Raw genomic sequence first — 16231 nt, 5'->3', positions numbered from 1 at the left:
CTTCGGTTAATCAAGACTAACTGAAGAGAGTGGCGGCTGATGCCTTATTTCGAACGGCTCGACGCCGATACCTTTCGTCCCACCACCCACGTCGGTGGTGCTTGGCACCACGAGGAGCAGCACATCGCGCCTGCGCTGGGGCTGCTGGTTCATGCCGTCGAAACCGATCGCGACGCCCGGCGAGACGACGGGCTCGTCATCGGCCGACTGTCCTACGACATCCTCGGGACGGTGCCGCTCGCGCCCTGTGACGTAACGGTCGCCGTCATTCGGGGAGGGCGAACGATCGAGTTGGTGGAGGCTGTACTCGGTCATGACGGACGTGCCATAGTCCGACTGCGCGCATGGTTGATGCGACCGGGGGATACGGACGCGCACGCCGGTACGCCGCTCGTGTCCATTGAGCCCCCTGAGGCGTTGGAGGCCTGGGATCCTTCAAGCGTATGGCCGGGCGGTTTCATCGCCTCGGTCGAGGTCCGGCGCAAACAGGTCGATACCGGTCGGGCTGTCTATTGGGTTCGGACCACGCACCCGCTGGTCGTCGATGAGCAGGTCAGCGCGCTGGCCTCCGTCGCGGGACTGCTCGACATCGCGAACGGAATGGCGGTACGCGCTGATCCTCGTGAAGTCGCTTACCCCAACCTCGATCTCACGGCGCACTTCTTCCGGCAACCCACGAGTCGATGGATCGGCTTCGACACGTCGGTGTCATTCGGGCCGGACGGGGTCGGCGTGACCAGTAGTATCCTGCATGACGTGGTCGGTCCGATCGGGACCCAGTCGCAGATATTGACCATTCGGCCTTTCTGATCACGCGTCGCGTTCATCGACAGGTGCACGCAGTGTGGCCGCCACAGGACTTTGTGACGGCCACCCTGCGCTGAACTACGCGTCGCTGCCGGTGACGATGGCCTCGGCGATGTCCCAGAGGGCATTGTCTATGGACTCGATGAAGTAGGAAATCGCAGATAGCATTGTGGTCCTTCCTCGACCATTGATGTGGAATTGATGCGGACAAGTCACCTATTACGCTTCGGGACAGATGTATTCGTCCAGCTTCTCCGGCGGACCCGCTGACGCTGATGGGCCCGGAGGACAATGGAGAGTGGCGCTGAGATCCCGGTTCAGCGCCCGCCGAATGCCGTGTGTTTCGATGAAACATCCTGCGTTTCTCTGTATCAGAGATACCACGAATGAGGCAGCATTCACAATGTAATAGGCAATTTCGAACGATTCTCGAATAAATATCAAAGGCAAGAGTATTTTCGCGTGAGGCTCATTCGTGGAGATGATGTTGTGGCGGTTACGCCGACTACGAGCACACCGCCATGGCCGCAACTGTCGCGAAGTTGGCCGCGACTGCGATAGGTATCGATGCCGACAGATCCTAGGTTGTGTGGACCACGATCTAGTCACGTCGAGAGGCGATGTACATGCCATTGGATGAGGTCAGCCAGGGATTCCTCGCTGAGATGGCGGCGACGCGAACGCCGCCGGTACATGAAGGCACACCTGCGATCGCGCGGATGTCCGGAATGGTCTTCGCCGGTATGAGCGGACGTGGCCCCGATGTCGACGAGGTCCGGAACGCGCGCCTCGACACGCCGGACGGCGACACGATCCGAGTGCGCGCGATCATCCCCGAGGGCGCTTCGCGGTCGCTCATCGTCTACTTCCACGGGGGAGGGTGGGTGATCGGCGATATCGACCTGCAGTACGACCATCTGGCGCGTGACCTGGCGAACCGGACCCAGTCGACCGTGGTGCTGGTCAATTACCGCAAGGCACCCGAGCATCCGTTTCCGACTGCCATCGAAGACAGTTGGCTCGGCCTGTCCTGGGTCGCGGACAATGCCGGCGACCTCGCCTCCGCCGACGTGCCGTTGATCGTCTGCGGTGACAGTGCCGGCGGCAACATAGCCGCAGTGTTGACTCGGTGGGCCCGCGACCGCGGAGGTCCCACCATCGGATATCAGGTCTTGGTGTACCCGGTCACGGACTGCGACCTTGATCGCGCCTCCTACCACGCGCCCGAGAATCAACTACTGCTCAGCAGGGACACCATGGCTTGGTTCTGGGGTCACTACCTCGAAGACCCGGACCAGCGTACGAATCCCGATGCCTCGCCCATACGGGCCGACAGTCTGGCCGGGCTGCCCCCGGCGTTGGTTTACGTCGCCGAGTTCGATCCGCTTCACGACGAGGGTGTCGCCTATGCCGAAGCGTTGAAAGCGGCCGGGGTTCCGGTGACGCTCGAGGAGGCCTCCGGACAGATGCACGCCTACTTCCAGATGGCCAACATGTTCCCCGGCTACACCACGGGCATCGAACTCGTTGCCGAGCACATCGGAAAGTTTCTCGTCGACAACGGAAGCGGTGGATAGACATGGTCGATCACGACGTCGTCATCATCGGCGCGGGGTTCTCAGGGCTGTATCAGCTGCACAAACTCCGCGAACTGGGCTTCGACGCCACCATCCTCGAAGCAGGTCCTGAGGTGGGAGGCACCTGGTATTGGAACCGTTACCCGGGCGCCCGCTGCGACATCGAGTCGATCGAGTACTCGTACTCGTTCGACCCGGAGCTGGAGCAGGAGTGGAACTGGTCCGAACGCTACGCGGCTCAACCCGAACTCCTCGCCTATATCCGGCATGTTGCAGCGAAGCACGACCTGAGGAAGGACATCGTCTTCGGGACGCGCGTGACCGGACTCGATTTCGACGAAAACTCTTGTCGTTGGACCGTTCGTGCCGACGACGGTGTCGATCGCACTGCACGATTCGTCATCGCCGCGACCGGATGCCTGTCCGTACCGACCCAACCCGACATCGATGGAGTCGAGGACTTCGACGGCGACATCTATTGGACATGGGACTGGCCCGAGGGCGGCGTCGACCTGGCGGGCAAAAGAGTAGCTGTTGTCGGTACGGGGTCGTCGGGGTTGCAGACCATCACCGCCATTGCTCCGGATGTCGCGCAGCTCACGGTTTTTCAGCGAACCCCGGTGTTTGCGATCCCGGCTTTCAACCGCGAGATCGATGACGAGCTGGCCGAGGTGAAGTCGCGGTATCGCGAGTTCCGTGCCGAGAGCAAGGTCACGCGTGGGGGTGCGCACTGCGCCGAGCCGGAACCGAAGTTCTTCGACGAGTACAGCCCCGACGAGGTGATCACGGAACTGTCCCGTCGGTGGACTGATGGCGGACTGTGCTATCAGCAGTCGTTTCTGGATCTGGTGCAGGACCCGGCGGTGAATAAGGCGGCGGCTGACTTCGTCGCTGACCGGATCCGTGACAAGGTGAACGATCCGGTTCTCGCCGAGAAGTTGATACCCACCACGTATCCCATTGCAACAAAACGTATGTGCGTCGACACCGGATACTTCGAGGTGTACAACCAAGACTACGTCACGCTGGTCGACTTGCGGGAGGATCCCCTCCACAGGGTCACGGCCCACGGCATTCTCGCCGGGAACACCGAGCGCGAGTTCGACGTGATCATCTTCGCCACCGGCTTCGACGCGATGACCGGCGCCCTGCAGGCAATCGACATCCGGAATGGTGAGGTGACGCTGAGGGAGAAGTGGTCGGAAGGGCCCCGAACGTACCTCGGGCTGATGGTGGCAGGACTACCCAATCTGTTCACCATCACCGGTCCGCAGAGTCCGTCCGTGCTGTCGAACATGCTCACCTCCATCGAGCAGCATGTCGATTGGATCGCCGACGTGCTCGAGGTGATGCGTGCTCGAGGTCAGCGTCGCATCGAGCCTGACGTGCAGGCAGAGAACGGTTGGGTCGACATCACCAACGACACCGCGGACATGACCCTGTTCCCGCAGGCTGCATCCTGGTACATGGGCGCCAACGTGCCCGGGAAGCGACAGGTCTTTCTACCGTTCGTGGCCGGCGTCGATGTGTACAAGCAAATCTGCGACGGTGTCGCCGTCGCGGATTACCACGGCTTCGAGATCACCGCCTGACGTCAGCTCGGCCGCTGCGGATCACCCCAACGCCGCATCGCCCGGGTGAAGCTGGACCAGTCGCGGTAGCCCAGCCGCTCTGCGATCTGGGTGCGGGGAAGCGATGTGTCCCGCAGGAGGTCGTGCGCGACGCTGCGGCGCGTGTCGTCGTGTATCTCCCGGTAGGAGGTCCCCTCGCGGGTCAGGCACCGCCGGAGAGTTCGACTGGAGTACTGCAGTTCGGCCGCGCATTCGTCGAGCGTGTGGTCGAGGGTGGGCAGGGTCATCAGATGCGAGCGCACCCGGCTCGCGATCCCACCGGCGCGGATGCGTTCGGCGCGGATTCGTTCGCAATGGTCCACCATCACGGCTTCGGTGTGTTCGTTCGCCATCGGCAGCTGCCAATCGAGGTAGTCCTCGTCGAAGATCAGCTCCGTGCGATCCTGATCGAACAGAACCGGGACTCCGAACACTCTCTCGTGCCGGGCGAGCGCGTCAGGCGGTGGTGCTTCGTGCTCGAAATGAACCTCCTGCAGCGGGTTTTCGGTGGTGTGCGCAAAGAGTTCGCGCTGCATCTGCAGGCTGGCGCTGATGTCACGTTCCACCACGAAACAGGCGATGTCGTCGGGAACGTTGTCTGTTCGCAACGTGAGCGCCCACCGGTCACCGGGTCGGAACTCGCCATGGATCGTCGAGAATGCAAAGGTCAGTGGAGAGTACCGAAGACCCAGGCGGACCATGTCGGACACGACCGAGCACGTCATGAGTAGGTAGCCGTAGTATCCGTATGCCGTCAGGTGATAATCCCGGCCGACCTCGACGCCCAAGCCCGGCAGGTTGTCGAAGGTGGTCAGGAAGTTGCGGATGACGGCCATCTCTTGCTGGGCCTCGATCAGGTACTCGGCATCGGCCAATGCCTCGGCGCTGATCCCGGTACCAACCAGCAACGCGGTCGGGCCGGCGCCGCGGCGGGCAGCCCAATCGCAGATCAGAGACACCCCGACCGTCGTCCGCGGGTGATCCCACGGGTCGGTCGTCGCCGCGAAGACGCGGTGAGCATGGCCGTCGACACGCGAATGACCGATGACAGCTTCGCTCATCTAGCAGGTCCCCGGTGTATGTGACCAGTATCACGATGCGGGGTGTGCGAAGCAACCGTCAGCGTCCACGCCGGTGATCGGTCTCGCGGTCAGGATGAGACGATCGACACTGCGGAACCGGAGACGAGCACTGCCTGGTCATCGGCGATCAGACGCAGAGCAAATCGCTTGCCGTAGAGGCGAACGACCTCATCGACGACCGCGGGCCCGGAAACAATGCCGTCGGCGTGCGGCACGATGACCTCGTCGATCCAGCCGAGCCCGATCGTGGAGTCCAGTCCACGTGCCTCTGTCGGGTCGTCGAGCAGGCCGAGTGGTTCGATGTCGGCACCGATCACGCAGGCACCGGCACTGGCGCCGATGTAGGGGAGACCTGCCTGCACATGTGTTGTCAGCATGTCGGCGAATCCGGTGCGCCGCATCGCCGCGAGCAGGTGGAACACATTGCCCCCGGAAACAAAGACCGCGTCAACGGTTGTCAGAGCCCTCTCCATGTCGGCCGATGTCATTGCTTCGATGTCCAGTTCGACCGTCGACCAGCCCTGCTCGTGAAGGGTTGTCCGGTCGAGATCGACCCAGGCGCGATCGTCGTAGATCGACGACGCGGTCGGGACGAATCCGACCCGGGCGCCAGGCCCGACCTTGGGTGTCAGGAAACCCGGAACCGCGGACAACCATCGGCTCACCAACAAGAGTTCGGCCACGGCAACAGCCTGTCACGCGCGTGGTGGGTCATAGGCCGACGGTCTGTCCGCCGTCGATGACGAGGGCGTGGCCGGTGGTGAATGCGCCGAGGTCTGAGGCGAGCCATTGGACGGCGGAGGCGATTTCTTCTGGTCGTCCCATCCGGCCGACGGGTTCTTGGGCGGTGACACGTGCCCGTCCCTCGGCGGTACCGCCGGAGAACCGGTCCATCATGGGGGTTTCGATGATGCCTGGGCAGATGGCGTTGACGCGAATCCCGGCCGCGGCATAATCGAGGGCGGCGGACTTCGTCATGCCGATCACGCCGTGTTTGACTGCAGTATAAGCGCTTTGGCCTCGGATTCCGATGACGCCGGCACCGGACGAGGTGTTGATGATCGCGCCTCCTCCCGTCTGCAGCAGCAGTGGTATCTGGTGCAGCATGCACAGAAAGACGCTGGTGAGGTTGACGGCGACGACGCGGTTCCAGCTGTCTTCGCTGATGTCGGCAAGAGGCGCGACGGGTTGCTCGATGCCGGCGTTGTTGAACGCGATGTCGAGACGCCCGAACGTGTCGACCGTCGCGGTCAGTGCCGCCGTGATGTCATCGCTGCGGGTCACGTCGCAGCACAGTCCCAGTGCTCGACCGCCCTCGTGCTCGACGAGGTCGGCGGTGGCTTGTGCACTGTCGCTGTTGATGTCGGTGGCCACGACGTGGGCTCCGGCGGCGCCGAATGCCAGCGCGGTGGCGCGACCGATCCCGCTGCCTGCGCCGGTGATGAACGCGACCTTTCCGACGAATTCGTTGCTGTTCATGGGTTGTCCTCTCTGCGAGTCGAATCGAGCCGGGTCAGATGGTCAGCAGAACTTTCGTGGCGCGGCGCTCGTCCATCGCCTTGTAGCCCTCGGCCGCCTGCTCGAGAGGGAGGGTGAGGTCGAAGACTTTGCCGGGATCGATGGTGCGGTTCCAGATGAGCTCGATGAGTTCGGGGAGGAACCGGCGCACGGGGGCAGGCCCACCGTGCAGGTGGATGCCGGAGAAGAACAGCTCGAGTCCCGCGAGTTGTACGTCGTGGGAGACCCCGACGTACCCCAGGTGGCCTCCCGGGCGGGTCGAGCGAATGGCCTGCATCATCGATTCCTGGGTGCCGACGGCTTCGATGACCGAGTGGGCGCCCAGACCGTCGGTGAGTTCCTTGATCTTCGCAACGCCGTCGTCACCACGTTCTTCCACGATGTCGGTGGCTCCGAAGTCGAGGGCCAACTGCTGGCGGTCGGCGTGGCGGCTCATGGCGATGATGCGTTGCGCGCCGAGCTGCTCGGCAGCAAGCACTCCGAGCAGCCCCACGGCGCCGTCGCCGACAACGGCGACCGTCTTGCCCGGTCCCGCCTCGGCCGCCACAGCGGCAAACCAGCCGGTGCCCAGGACGTCGGACGCCGCGAGCAGCGACGGGATCAAGTCCGCATCGGGCTGTCCCGGGGTGGCTACGAGGGTCCCGTCGGCCAGCGGTATGCGGGCGTATTCGGCTTGGGTCCCGATCTCGCCCATGATCTGGGCGTGGACGCACCGCGATTGGTAGCCGGCCCGGCAGATCTCACAGGTGTTGTCGGAGGCAAAGAATGATCCGACAACGAAGTCGCCTATTGCCACGTTTTTCACCGCGTCGCCGATCGCTGTCACAGTACCGACGTACTCGTGACCCATCGGAACGTGCTCGGCCGGATCGTCACCTCGGTAGGGCCACAGATCGGACCCGCATACACAGGTCGCGGCGATCTTGATGATTGCGTCGGTCGGTTCGATGATCACCGGATCGTCTCGGTCGCTGACCTGCACGACACCGGGCTTGCTCAGAATTACTCCACGCACGTAGTTCTCCTTCATCGAGTGCTGTTCCTTCACGAAACCAGTTCCCTCTGGGCTGGGGGAGTCACTGCCAAGGGGTGTATTGCCAGGGCATCCCTCGATTGCGCGGGCGGACCTACGCTGGGATGCATGGACAACAAGGCCGAGGTACGTGAGTTCTTGATGTCGCGCCGCGCCAATGTGACACCGGAGGCGGCCGGATTGCAGACGGGACCCAATCGCCGGGTCCCAGGCCTGCGGCGAAGTGAGGTCGCCAACCTGGCCGGGGTCAGTGTGGAGTACTACGCCCGGCTCGAGCGGGGCACCATCGCGGGCGCGTCGGCGTCAGTGCTGGATTCGATTGCCCGTGCTCTGCAGCTCGACGACACCGAACGGGCGCATCTGCTCGATTTGGCTCGTGCTGCCGACGGCATCCCGACGTCGGGCCGGCCGCGGCGGCGCACTTCCAAATCCGCTGCGCCGCGGCTGAGTTTGCAGTGGGCACTTGATTCCATCACTGATGGCGTCGCGTTTGTCCGCAACCAGCGCCAGGATCTGTTGGCAACGAACGAACTCGGGAAAGCCTTCTATTCGCCCGTCCTCGGCGATGGCGGGCGCACGCCCAACCTCGCCCGGTTCCAGTTCCTCGACCCGGCCTCGCGCGACTTTTATCCGAAGTGGGACCTGTTCGCCGAGATGTGTGTCTCGATCATGCGGGCCGAAGCAGGCCGCGACCCCTTCGACAAGGGGTTGCAGGATCTGGTCGGTGAATTATCGACGCGCAGTGATGTTTTCCGTACGTTGTGGGGCGCCCACAATGTGCGGACGCACGGTTCGGGCATCAAACGCTTCAACCATCCCGTTGTCGGTGAGGTGAGTCTGGCGTACGAGGAACTCGTCATCACCGCAGACCCGGGCTCGATTCTCATGGTGTACACCGCAGAACCCGGATCGCCGAGCGCCGAGCAACTCCGACTGCTCGGCTCATGGGCCGCAGACCACGTCGGGATTCAACGCCGATCGGAGTCGCACCGCGCCACGGAGTGAATACCGACAACGTACGCAGCCCGCATCGAGAGCGGCACGCGCTTTCGGAATGAGTTGGTCGGGGCGACGGCCCCTGCAGCGATCAGGTCGCGCGGTGACGCACCCAGGTGGAAGCGACGTGCAACACCACGCCGATGGCGACGAGAAGACCACCGAACATCCACACCTGGGCACTCTGCTGCGTGAGCAGCAGCACGCACGAGGCGACCCCGAGAATCGGTACGACTGTCGGGATGCGGAAGTGTTTGTGCTGCACCGGATCGCGCCGCAGGACCAGAACAGCGATGTTGGTCGAGATGAAGACGAACAGTAGGAGCAACACCACCGTCTCGGCCAGCGTCGACAAGTCTCCGGTGATCGTGAGCAGCATGGCCACGACCGTCGTCGCGACAATCGCAGCCCACGGGGTGCCTCGGTGGGGCAACACCTTGCCCAGTGCGCTCGGCAACAGCTTGTTCTCGGTCATACCGAAGGCCAGTCGGCTCGCCATGATCATGGTCAGCAGAGCGCCGTTGGCGACTGCTACGAGGGCGATTGCACTGAAGACCCAGTCAGGTATCCCGACGCCGGACGCGCCGACCACCGCGAGCAGAGGTCCCGACGACTCGGACAATTCAGCCGACGGCAGTGCGACGGAGCTCGCCAGACCGACCAAGACGTAGACAACTCCGGCCGCGATCAGGGACCCGAAGAGCGCCAGGGGATACACCCGGCTCGGGTTGCGGATCTCCTCGGCGACATTCGCCGAGGTCTCGAACCCGACGAACGAGTAGTAGGCGATGATCGCCCCGCTCAGGATCGCGAGCGCAGGGGTGGACCCGTCCGGGAAGTCGCCCACCCTGGAGACGTCCCCGTTACCGTCGCCGAGCATGACCGCGACGACGACGATGACGACGACCAACCCGCTCAGCTCGATGACCGTCATCGCGACATTGCTTCGTACCGACTCGCTGATACCTCTCGCGTTGAGACACGCGACCAGTACGAGGAACACCATCGCGGCCGGGACGGCGGGTACGTCGATGAAAGTCGTCAGGTACTCGCCGGAGAATGCGAGCGCGAGTCCGGCCGCGCTGGTCACCCCGGCGGCGAGCATGCAGAACCCCACGAGGAACGACACGATCGGCCACTTGTAGGCGCGAGCGGCAAAGACGGCCGCGCCACCGGCCTGTGGATACTTCGTCACCAACTCGGCGTAAGAACCTGCAGTGAGCAGAGCGAGCAGAAGCGCAACGATGAGTGGTGCCCACAGTGCGCCACCGACTTCTTCGGAGAGAACGCCCATCAGCGCGTAGATGCCGGCTCCGAGTACGTCGCCCAGAATGAAGAAGAAGAGCAGGGGACCGGTGATCTTCCGCTTCAGTTTCGAGGGAGGTTCTGCGCCACTCGCCTGGGTATCCGAAGAATTGGCTGCGGCCGTCATTGGCGTCTCCCGGTGGTGCAGGCCCGTTGGGCGTGGGGCTGATCGGTGTCGGACAGGATCAGCTGTGTCCTCAGCGATCGTCGCCGGTAGGTGTAGCCGCTGCGCCGGGAACGAAACCTACCCGTGTCGTCCACCGGGTTTGAGAGTTGGGTGGCTGGTTACTATCACGCCGGCACTGACGGTCTGGATGAACGATGATGGCTGGGAGGCTTGATGTCTGGTGTGGGTGAACTCGACCGAGATGCGCCAGGTGATTCTGGATGGAGCGCAACTCAGGTGCGGACGGGCCACGACGAGGCTGGTGACTCGGCCCCATCGGTCGAGCAGGACCTGTTGTGGGCTGACTGGGGTGGGGTCGTCGCCATTGCCGCGATCCTGGCGACTGTGGTCGTCGTGTTGACGCTCACAGTCGGGTCGTTACCGCTCTGACGTTTCCACTGCAGCACCGCAGATGCCGCACTGTTCGAAGTGACGACGCTTCCAGCGCGCGATGGGGACAAAGAACACCGTGAACTGCTTGAACTCGCGCATCCGCGCCCATTGAGTGGTGTTGTGGCAGCGAGCGCATGCTCGAACGCCGCCGGAGCCGATGTGTTGCCGCTTGACGCCATAACCGAAGAACAGGAGCACACAGCCAGCATAGGGATCCGGTCCGTCTTTGATCGGAATGCGTGACAACGTTGGGTGCACCGATGACTTTCGGGTGGTTGCGTCGTCGATACCTGTGGATGTGGCAACAGGCAGGAGCCCGAGCATGAGCAGACGGTATGGAGCGGCGACGACCTCGGTACGAGCAAATGGTGTGGATCTCGGTATCGAGACCTTCGGCCGCGACGACGATCAGTTGGTGCTGCTGGTCGGCGGCACCACGATGATGTCTTGGCCTGACACGTTGTGCGAACGGCTCGCGGACGGCGGTCGGCGCGTGGTCCGATATGACCTGCGCGATTCCGGTACGTCGACCACACTCGACCCGGAGAACCCGCCGTACAACCTGCGAGATCTGGCCGCCGACGCAGCCGCGCTCGTCAAGGAACTCGGCGCTCAGACCGCGCTGCTCGGTGGGGTCGGGGTGGGTGGAATGGTTGCGCAGGTCGCGGCCCTGGATCACCCGGAGGTGTTCTCGGCTTTGACACTTGTCGGCACCCGGCTGGTCGCTCCCGCACCTGTCGACGAAGACTTGCCCGACCACGACCCGACGCTCATGGCCGCGATGTTCTCCCGGCCGATGCCGGATTGGACGGACCGAGATGCCGTTGCGGTCTTCGCGGCCGAGGGTGCCGAAGAGGTGGGCGGCGACCCGGAAGAGGCGCGGGCCACAGCCCTCCGCATCTGGGATCGGACGACGTCGACGGATCCTGCGGTGCACCGGGCGAACCAGCTCGGCATGGTGTTCTCCCGAATCGATTGCGCTCCGCGCTGGCGAGAGCGTCTTGGTGAGCTCCACCTACCCACGCTTGTCGTGCACGGTCGCGCCGATCCGTTCTTCCCACTCGGCAACGGCGAGGCACTTGCCGCCGAGATACCCGCGGCGCGACTGCTTGTCCTCGACGAGATGGGTACCGCCCTGCGGCACGCCCACGCTGACCAAGTCGCTGCCGCCATGCTTGCCCTGTCGCCTGAGCATCCCGCGTGGGCGGGGTAGGCGAGATACACGGGCGCGGTCCGTGACCGCGCGACTGGTGCAGGCACACATCTCATCCCGCGGGGTCTCAAGTCGCGTACTGCACGCTTAACTTGGGGTGGTGGCGACTGCGCGGTTGCAGAGCGCCGATCCACCGCCCGTCGAGGACCGTGGCGGCGAACATGCTGCTGTCGACCTGGATCGTGGTGGCCAGGTACAACCGGCCGTTGATGACTGCTCGGCCGCGGCCGAGCACGGGTAAGTAGTCATCGGGCGGGCCGGGGTTGGACACCACCTCCCCGATGTCCCAGCCGAACGGATCGTGTCCGGTGGCGTCTCTGACCGTGCGTACCGCATTCTCCAGAAGTAGTGCGGGATACACCCTGCGTTCGGCGGGATCACTGTCGGGTTGTGCGGTGGAATGTGTCGACACGGTGGTCAACCAGATACGGTGCTCGTCGTCCCACGCCCACTTGGTCACATCGTCTACACCAGACGTGTGGGTGGGCAGCCACCGCGCGAGTTCCTCGGTGAACCACACGTCGGCAACGTCGTCGACTGTCTTCATCGGAGAACTCCCAGATCCCGCGAAGCCGTTGTGACGTCATGGAATGTCTCGCGGGAGTCGGCCGAGTGCTTTGTGGTCCCCAGTTCGGCCGCTGCGAAGACGGTTTCGGGGTCGGCGAGTCGGCCCAGGGCACGGAATGCACCGGCCATCAATGCGACCATCATCAGTGTGGTCACAGCGATGGTGCCGACCGAACTGTCGAGAATGATCTGAACGCCAACCATCAGCAGCAGAGCGTTGGCAACAGCGGCGGCCTTCACCGCCGCGGCTTCAGCTCGCGTCGTATCGGTTGGCTTGTGGGATGACTTGCGCATGCTCCTCGCGCTTTCGGTGGAACCCACACGATCGAACCGAAGCACAGCGACCCACCTCCTCTAACTCTGGGCCCGCTGCGGTTGGCGGGCTACCAATCACTGTGCAGAAGACGTTTTAGCACTTGTACCCGCGCCCCGCAAGACCTCGGGCAAGAGAATATTTTCCTTGAAAATGCTGCCGCACATCATGACTGGGCGCACTGAGGTATTCGACGAGCGCTCCTTCCGTCGCGACAAGAGGTGGGGACTGGCGGGCGCCAGTCGTGCGGGTCCGTGAGGCCCGGCGGGAGGACGAAGTTCGGAGGGGTTTGAACGAATACCCTCCGGGCATTCTTCGCGCACGCGCACACGGGACGGAACCGGAGAACATGACAACACCACCACCGAAGAGAGCAAACGGGTCTATTGACGACGGCGCCACCGAACGCGACCCCGCCGCCGCTGGGGAGCTGCCGACCAACGACATGGCACGGCTTCCGGCCCGCACCCTGCTGTTGGCCGAAAAGCTGTCGATCGTCGACGCACCCGCGGGCACGTTGGCCGTCCTGCTCGAGAGGGCAGTACCGAGACCGGCGTCGCGATTCTTGCGCGGCCGATGGCTGGGGCATCCGCTGCACCCCATCATGGTGACGGTCCCGATCGGGGCCTGGATGGCAGTCCCGGTTCTCGACCTCACCGGCCAGAGCACCGCCGCTCGACGTCTGTTGGCGTTCGGCATCGCGGCAGCAGTTCCTGCGTCGATGACCGGGCTGGTGGAGTACACCACTTTGGACGTCCCCCAGAGACGCGTCGCGCTCGTGCACGTCGCCGCCAACTCGGTAGGGATCAGTTGCTTTGCGCAGTCGTGGTGGCGACGACGCAGTTCAGGCGGCGCAGGCCTGGCATGGACCGTGGTCGGATTGATGACCGCGGGCCTCGGTGGTGCGCTCGGCGGGCATTTGTCCTATGCCCAGGGCGCCGGTGTCCTCCGTGAGCGGTGAGAAGAAGAACCCGGCCACCCTGGTCCGGGCCGATCACCCGAGCAGACCCACCCAGTAGCCTCAGTTCGCGCGAACTAGTCATACAAGACATTGCCGCCTCGCCTGGCCAGCGCCTCCAGCCCTGCACGGAATTGTCGAAGGTATTCCGGAGAATGCCCCACCCAGTCGGATACCTCCCCGACAACTCTTACCGGCATGCCACTCCGATAAGAATGCGTAGGATTGCCAGGAAATTTCTTGTCGGTCACATTGGGATCGTCTTCCACGTCGTCCTGCGGCTCCACGACGTAGACCCGGCATGGACCGTCTCCAACCGCCATCTCGGCGGCCAGTACCGCACCGTCCAAGACTTTCGTCATGTAGACGTAGTTCGACATGTGCTCCGGCCGGTAATTCGACCGATGGCCGGGCACCAGAAACTCGCCTACCCGGAGGTCGGCTTTGGTTCCGTGAAAGAACGCTCCCGATTCGTGCACCTTGAAACGTTCCGGCGTTTCAGCCATATCTGCCATCAAGCCCCCCAATCGGATGTTCGTCGGACGAGTATGGACGAGAGTTGGGGGCTTGCCGCAAGCCCCTACCCCCGCGGTAATATGAAGGGGGAGCAGGAGCGACAAGCTGATCTCGCGCTTTCATTCGACGACGAGAACAGTCCGAAGCTGTTGGCCGAGATAGCCTTCCACGTGGAGACTGGCCATGCGACAGCGAATTCAACTGTCGCACCGCATACTCGATCCTGCGGAGTTGCTATTTTCCGGGATCCTCGGCAGCGGCGCCCGCTTTTGCGTTCTGTCCGGTGAATTCGCGCCAGCTACGTGCGTACGCGCCAGTTGCAACTGGCGCGTACGCACGTACGTGGCGCGAACTACGGCAGGGCGCGCGCCGGCGGGCCCGCACGCATCCACACCTCACGGAGCGCTATCGCGACCATGACCATCAGCATCGAGACAATTGTGTCTGGTTCGACCCCCTCGATGGCGTCCGGCGTAGCCAGCACGAATGGACCCAGCGCCGCGAAGGGCACCACCGCGGTGATGATTCCGGGGAGAATGCGTCCGCCGACACAGGCGTCGATCACCGCTGCGATCACGACGACGACGAACGCGATGAAGCCGTAGATGCCAGGCGACTGCCACCAGTGGTCGTACGTCGGCTCCCATTGGACGTCGACATAGCCCGACCCGGTCAGGGGCGTGTACATCGTCCATCCCACGTCGTCCGCGAATGATGCGGCAATGGTTGAATGCCTTGCCCACCAGTTGATCCCGCCGGCGAAGGGGGTGGCAACCACGAACACCCACCAACTGATGTGGCCGCCAACGCGCGCAAACCGCTCTACTCTTGATCGCGACATACCGACAACTATGACGTGAGCCAGGGATTGTGGGGGGGAGTGTTTCTTAATCGGTGTTTCGGCCCGACACGCTGGGTGAATGCCCGGCGAGAAGGGTGCCGTCATGACGACACTGGATGATGTGACGAACAAGAAATCGACACCACCGTCGGCCGAGGAGGCGGCGGCAGCGGAGCTCGTGCGCTTGGCGAAAGAGCAGGGCCTGTCGCTGACGGGCCCGGATGGGCTGCTCAAGCAGTTCACCAAGACGGTCCTGGAAACGGCATTGAACGAGGAGATGACCGAGCATCTCGGGCACGACAAGAACCAGGCCAACCCGGATCGGGCATCAACAAATATCCGCAACGGCACTCGGTCGAAGACGGTGCTGACCGAGTCGACCGGGCAGGTCCCGATCGAAGTCCCCCGAGACCGCGAAGGTACGTTCGAACCGCAGATCGTCAAGAAGCGGCAGCGTCGGCTCAACGGCGTTGATGAGATCGTTTTATCGTTGTACGCCAGAGGGTTAACGACTGGGGAGATCAGCGCGCACTTCGCTGAAATCTACGGTGCATCGGTCTCGAAGGAGACGATTTCTCGGATCACCGACAAGGTGATCGAGGAGATGCAGGATTGGTCTGCACGTCCGCTCGATGAGGTGTTACGCGGCGATCTTCATCGATGCCATCGTGGTCAAGATCCGCGACGGGCAGGTCGCGAACAGGCCGATCTACGCGGCCATCGGGGTGAGCCTGGACGGGCGCCGCGACGTGCTTGGTTTGTGGGCCGGCACGGGCGGTGAGGGTGCCAAGTTCTGGATGAGCGTGCTCACTGACATCCGCAATCGTGGCACCAGAGACGTGTTCTTCCTCGTCTGCGACGGTCTCAAGGGCCTGCCGGAGGTTGTCGAGCATGTGTGGCCGGCCACCACCGTCCAAACCTGTGTCGTGCATCTGATCCGCAACACTTTTCGGCTCTCGGCTCGACAGCACTGGGACGCACTCAAGCGCGATGTCAAACCGATCTACACCGCGCCGAGCGAGCCTGCGGCCAGAGCTGCTTTCGACGAACTGGCCGAACACTGGGGCAAACGGTACCCGGCGATCATCCGGCTGTGGGACAACGCTTGGGAGGAGTTCATCCCCTTCCTTGACTACGACACGGAGATACGTCGAGTCATATGCTCTACCAATGCAATTGAGTCGCTCAACGCGCGCTACCGGCGGGCCGTGAAAGCCCGCGGCCATTTCCCCAGCGAGCAGGCCGCGCTCAAATGTTTGTACCTGGTGACCCGTTCGCTGGACCCGACCGGCAAAGGTCAGGCACGATGGATCACACGGTGGAAACCCGCTCTCAA

General features: G+C 63.4%; 17 protein-coding genes and 1 pseudogene. 8 read left to right on the top strand and 10 right to left on the bottom strand.

Annotation, left to right across the window (positions count from 1 at the left end; genetic code table 11):
• Positions 1-39: 39 nt before the first annotated feature.
• From BH683_RS14530 to BH683_RS14520, 3 genes are all read left to right on the top strand, one after another.
• On the top strand, positions 40-810 hold the full coding sequence (locus BH683_RS14530) for a thioesterase family protein (RefSeq protein WP_084836983.1): 771 nt from the start codon (positions 40-42) through the stop codon (positions 808-810).
• Between the two features lie 623 nt (positions 811-1433).
• The gene (locus BH683_RS14525; RefSeq protein ID WP_084837124.1) at positions 1434-2384 is read left to right on the top strand and encodes an alpha/beta hydrolase; all 951 of its coding nucleotides are present in this window, start codon (positions 1434-1436) and stop codon (positions 2382-2384) included.
• Between the two features lie 2 nt (positions 2385-2386).
• Complete coding sequence (locus tag BH683_RS14520; RefSeq protein WP_084836982.1) at positions 2387-3976, top strand: NAD(P)/FAD-dependent oxidoreductase; 1590 nt, start codon at positions 2387-2389, stop codon at positions 3974-3976.
• A 2-nt stretch (positions 3977-3978) separates the two neighbouring features.
• Here the strand turns inward: BH683_RS14520 and BH683_RS14515 are convergent, their stop codons facing one another.
• From BH683_RS14515 to BH683_RS14500, 4 genes are all read right to left on the bottom strand, one after another.
• Positions 3979-5055, bottom strand: a complete 1077-nt coding sequence (locus BH683_RS14515; protein ID WP_084836981.1) for an AraC family transcriptional regulator — start codon at positions 5053-5055, stop codon at positions 3979-3981.
• An 89-nt stretch (positions 5056-5144) separates the two neighbouring features.
• Positions 5145-5759 (bottom strand): Type 1 glutamine amidotransferase-like domain-containing protein, encoded by a 615-nt coding sequence (locus BH683_RS14510; protein WP_084836980.1) that lies wholly within the window; start codon positions 5757-5759, stop codon positions 5145-5147.
• A gap of 28 nt (positions 5760-5787) precedes the next feature.
• Positions 5788-6555 carry a glucose 1-dehydrogenase gene (locus BH683_RS14505; RefSeq protein WP_084836979.1) on the bottom strand — a complete coding sequence of 256 codons (768 nt, stop codon included), beginning with the start codon at positions 6553-6555 and terminating at the stop codon, positions 5788-5790.
• Between the two features lie 34 nt (positions 6556-6589).
• Positions 6590-7609: a zinc-dependent alcohol dehydrogenase family protein gene (locus tag BH683_RS14500; protein WP_084837123.1), complete on the bottom strand. Its 1020-nt coding sequence runs from the start codon at positions 7607-7609 to the stop codon at positions 6590-6592.
• Between the two features lie 126 nt (positions 7610-7735).
• Here BH683_RS14500 and BH683_RS14495 point away from each other — a divergent pair, with 126 nt between their 5' ends.
• A complete protein-coding gene (locus BH683_RS14495) occupies positions 7736-8632 on the top strand; it encodes a helix-turn-helix transcriptional regulator (RefSeq protein ID WP_084836978.1) in 897 nt (298 codons plus the stop codon).
• Between the two features lie 82 nt (positions 8633-8714).
• Here BH683_RS14495 and BH683_RS14490 read toward each other — a convergent pair whose 3' ends face one another.
• Positions 8715-10055, bottom strand: a complete 1341-nt coding sequence (locus BH683_RS14490) for an APC family permease (protein WP_084836977.1) — start codon at positions 10053-10055, stop codon at positions 8715-8717.
• Positions 10056-10268: 213 nt separating this feature from the next.
• On the opposite strand from BH683_RS14490, the gene BH683_RS14485 reads away from it, so the two are divergent.
• Complete coding sequence (locus BH683_RS14485; protein WP_143696058.1) at positions 10269-10484, top strand: hypothetical protein; 216 nt, start codon at positions 10269-10271, stop codon at positions 10482-10484.
• Here the strand turns inward: BH683_RS14485 and BH683_RS14480 are convergent.
• Positions 10473-10685 (bottom strand): zinc-ribbon domain-containing protein, encoded by a 213-nt coding sequence (locus BH683_RS14480; RefSeq protein WP_084837122.1) that lies wholly within the window; start codon positions 10683-10685, stop codon positions 10473-10475. The genes BH683_RS14485 and BH683_RS14480 overlap by 12 nt on opposite strands.
• A gap of 124 nt (positions 10686-10809) precedes the next feature.
• On the opposite strand from BH683_RS14480, the gene BH683_RS14475 reads away from it, so the two are divergent.
• Entirely contained in the window at positions 10810-11700 is an 891-nt protein-coding gene (locus BH683_RS14475; protein ID WP_084836975.1) for an alpha/beta hydrolase, read from the top strand.
• Between the two features lie 67 nt (positions 11701-11767).
• On the opposite strand, the gene BH683_RS14470 is transcribed toward BH683_RS14475, so the two are convergent.
• Positions 11768-12247 carry a hypothetical protein gene (locus tag BH683_RS14470; protein WP_084836974.1) on the bottom strand — a complete coding sequence of 160 codons (480 nt, stop codon included), beginning with the start codon at positions 12245-12247 and terminating at the stop codon, positions 11768-11770.
• On the bottom strand, positions 12244-12561 hold the full coding sequence (locus BH683_RS14465) for a hypothetical protein (protein ID WP_084836973.1): 318 nt from the start codon (positions 12559-12561) through the stop codon (positions 12244-12246). The genes BH683_RS14470 and BH683_RS14465 overlap by 4 nt, the downstream gene beginning before the upstream one ends.
• Before the next feature lie 368 nt (positions 12562-12929).
• Between BH683_RS14465 and BH683_RS14460 the strand changes: the two genes are divergently transcribed.
• Positions 12930-13541, top strand: a complete 612-nt coding sequence (locus BH683_RS14460) for a DUF2231 domain-containing protein (RefSeq protein WP_143696057.1) — start codon at positions 12930-12932, stop codon at positions 13539-13541.
• Positions 13542-13615: 74 nt separating this feature from the next.
• On the opposite strand, the gene arr is transcribed toward BH683_RS14460, so the two are convergent.
• Complete coding sequence (gene arr, locus BH683_RS14455; RefSeq protein WP_084836971.1) at positions 13616-14044, bottom strand: NAD(+)--rifampin ADP-ribosyltransferase; 429 nt, start codon at positions 14042-14044, stop codon at positions 13616-13618.
• Between the two features lie 362 nt (positions 14045-14406).
• Positions 14407-14832: a hypothetical protein gene (locus BH683_RS14450; RefSeq protein WP_143696056.1), complete on the bottom strand. Its 426-nt coding sequence runs from the start codon at positions 14830-14832 to the stop codon at positions 14407-14409.
• A 166-nt stretch (positions 14833-14998) separates the two neighbouring features.
• On the opposite strand from BH683_RS14450, the pseudogene BH683_RS14445 reads away from it, so the two are divergent.
• Positions 14999-16231: pseudogene (locus BH683_RS14445) on the top strand (IS256 family transposase); the annotation flags it as partial.

The organism is Williamsia sp. 1138 (assembly GCF_002095435.2).
GTDB lineage: Bacteria > Actinomycetota > Actinomycetes > Mycobacteriales > Mycobacteriaceae > Williamsia.
The sequence above is the reverse complement of the archived record's forward strand: the minus strand, read 5'-3'. Positions and strand labels throughout refer to the sequence as shown.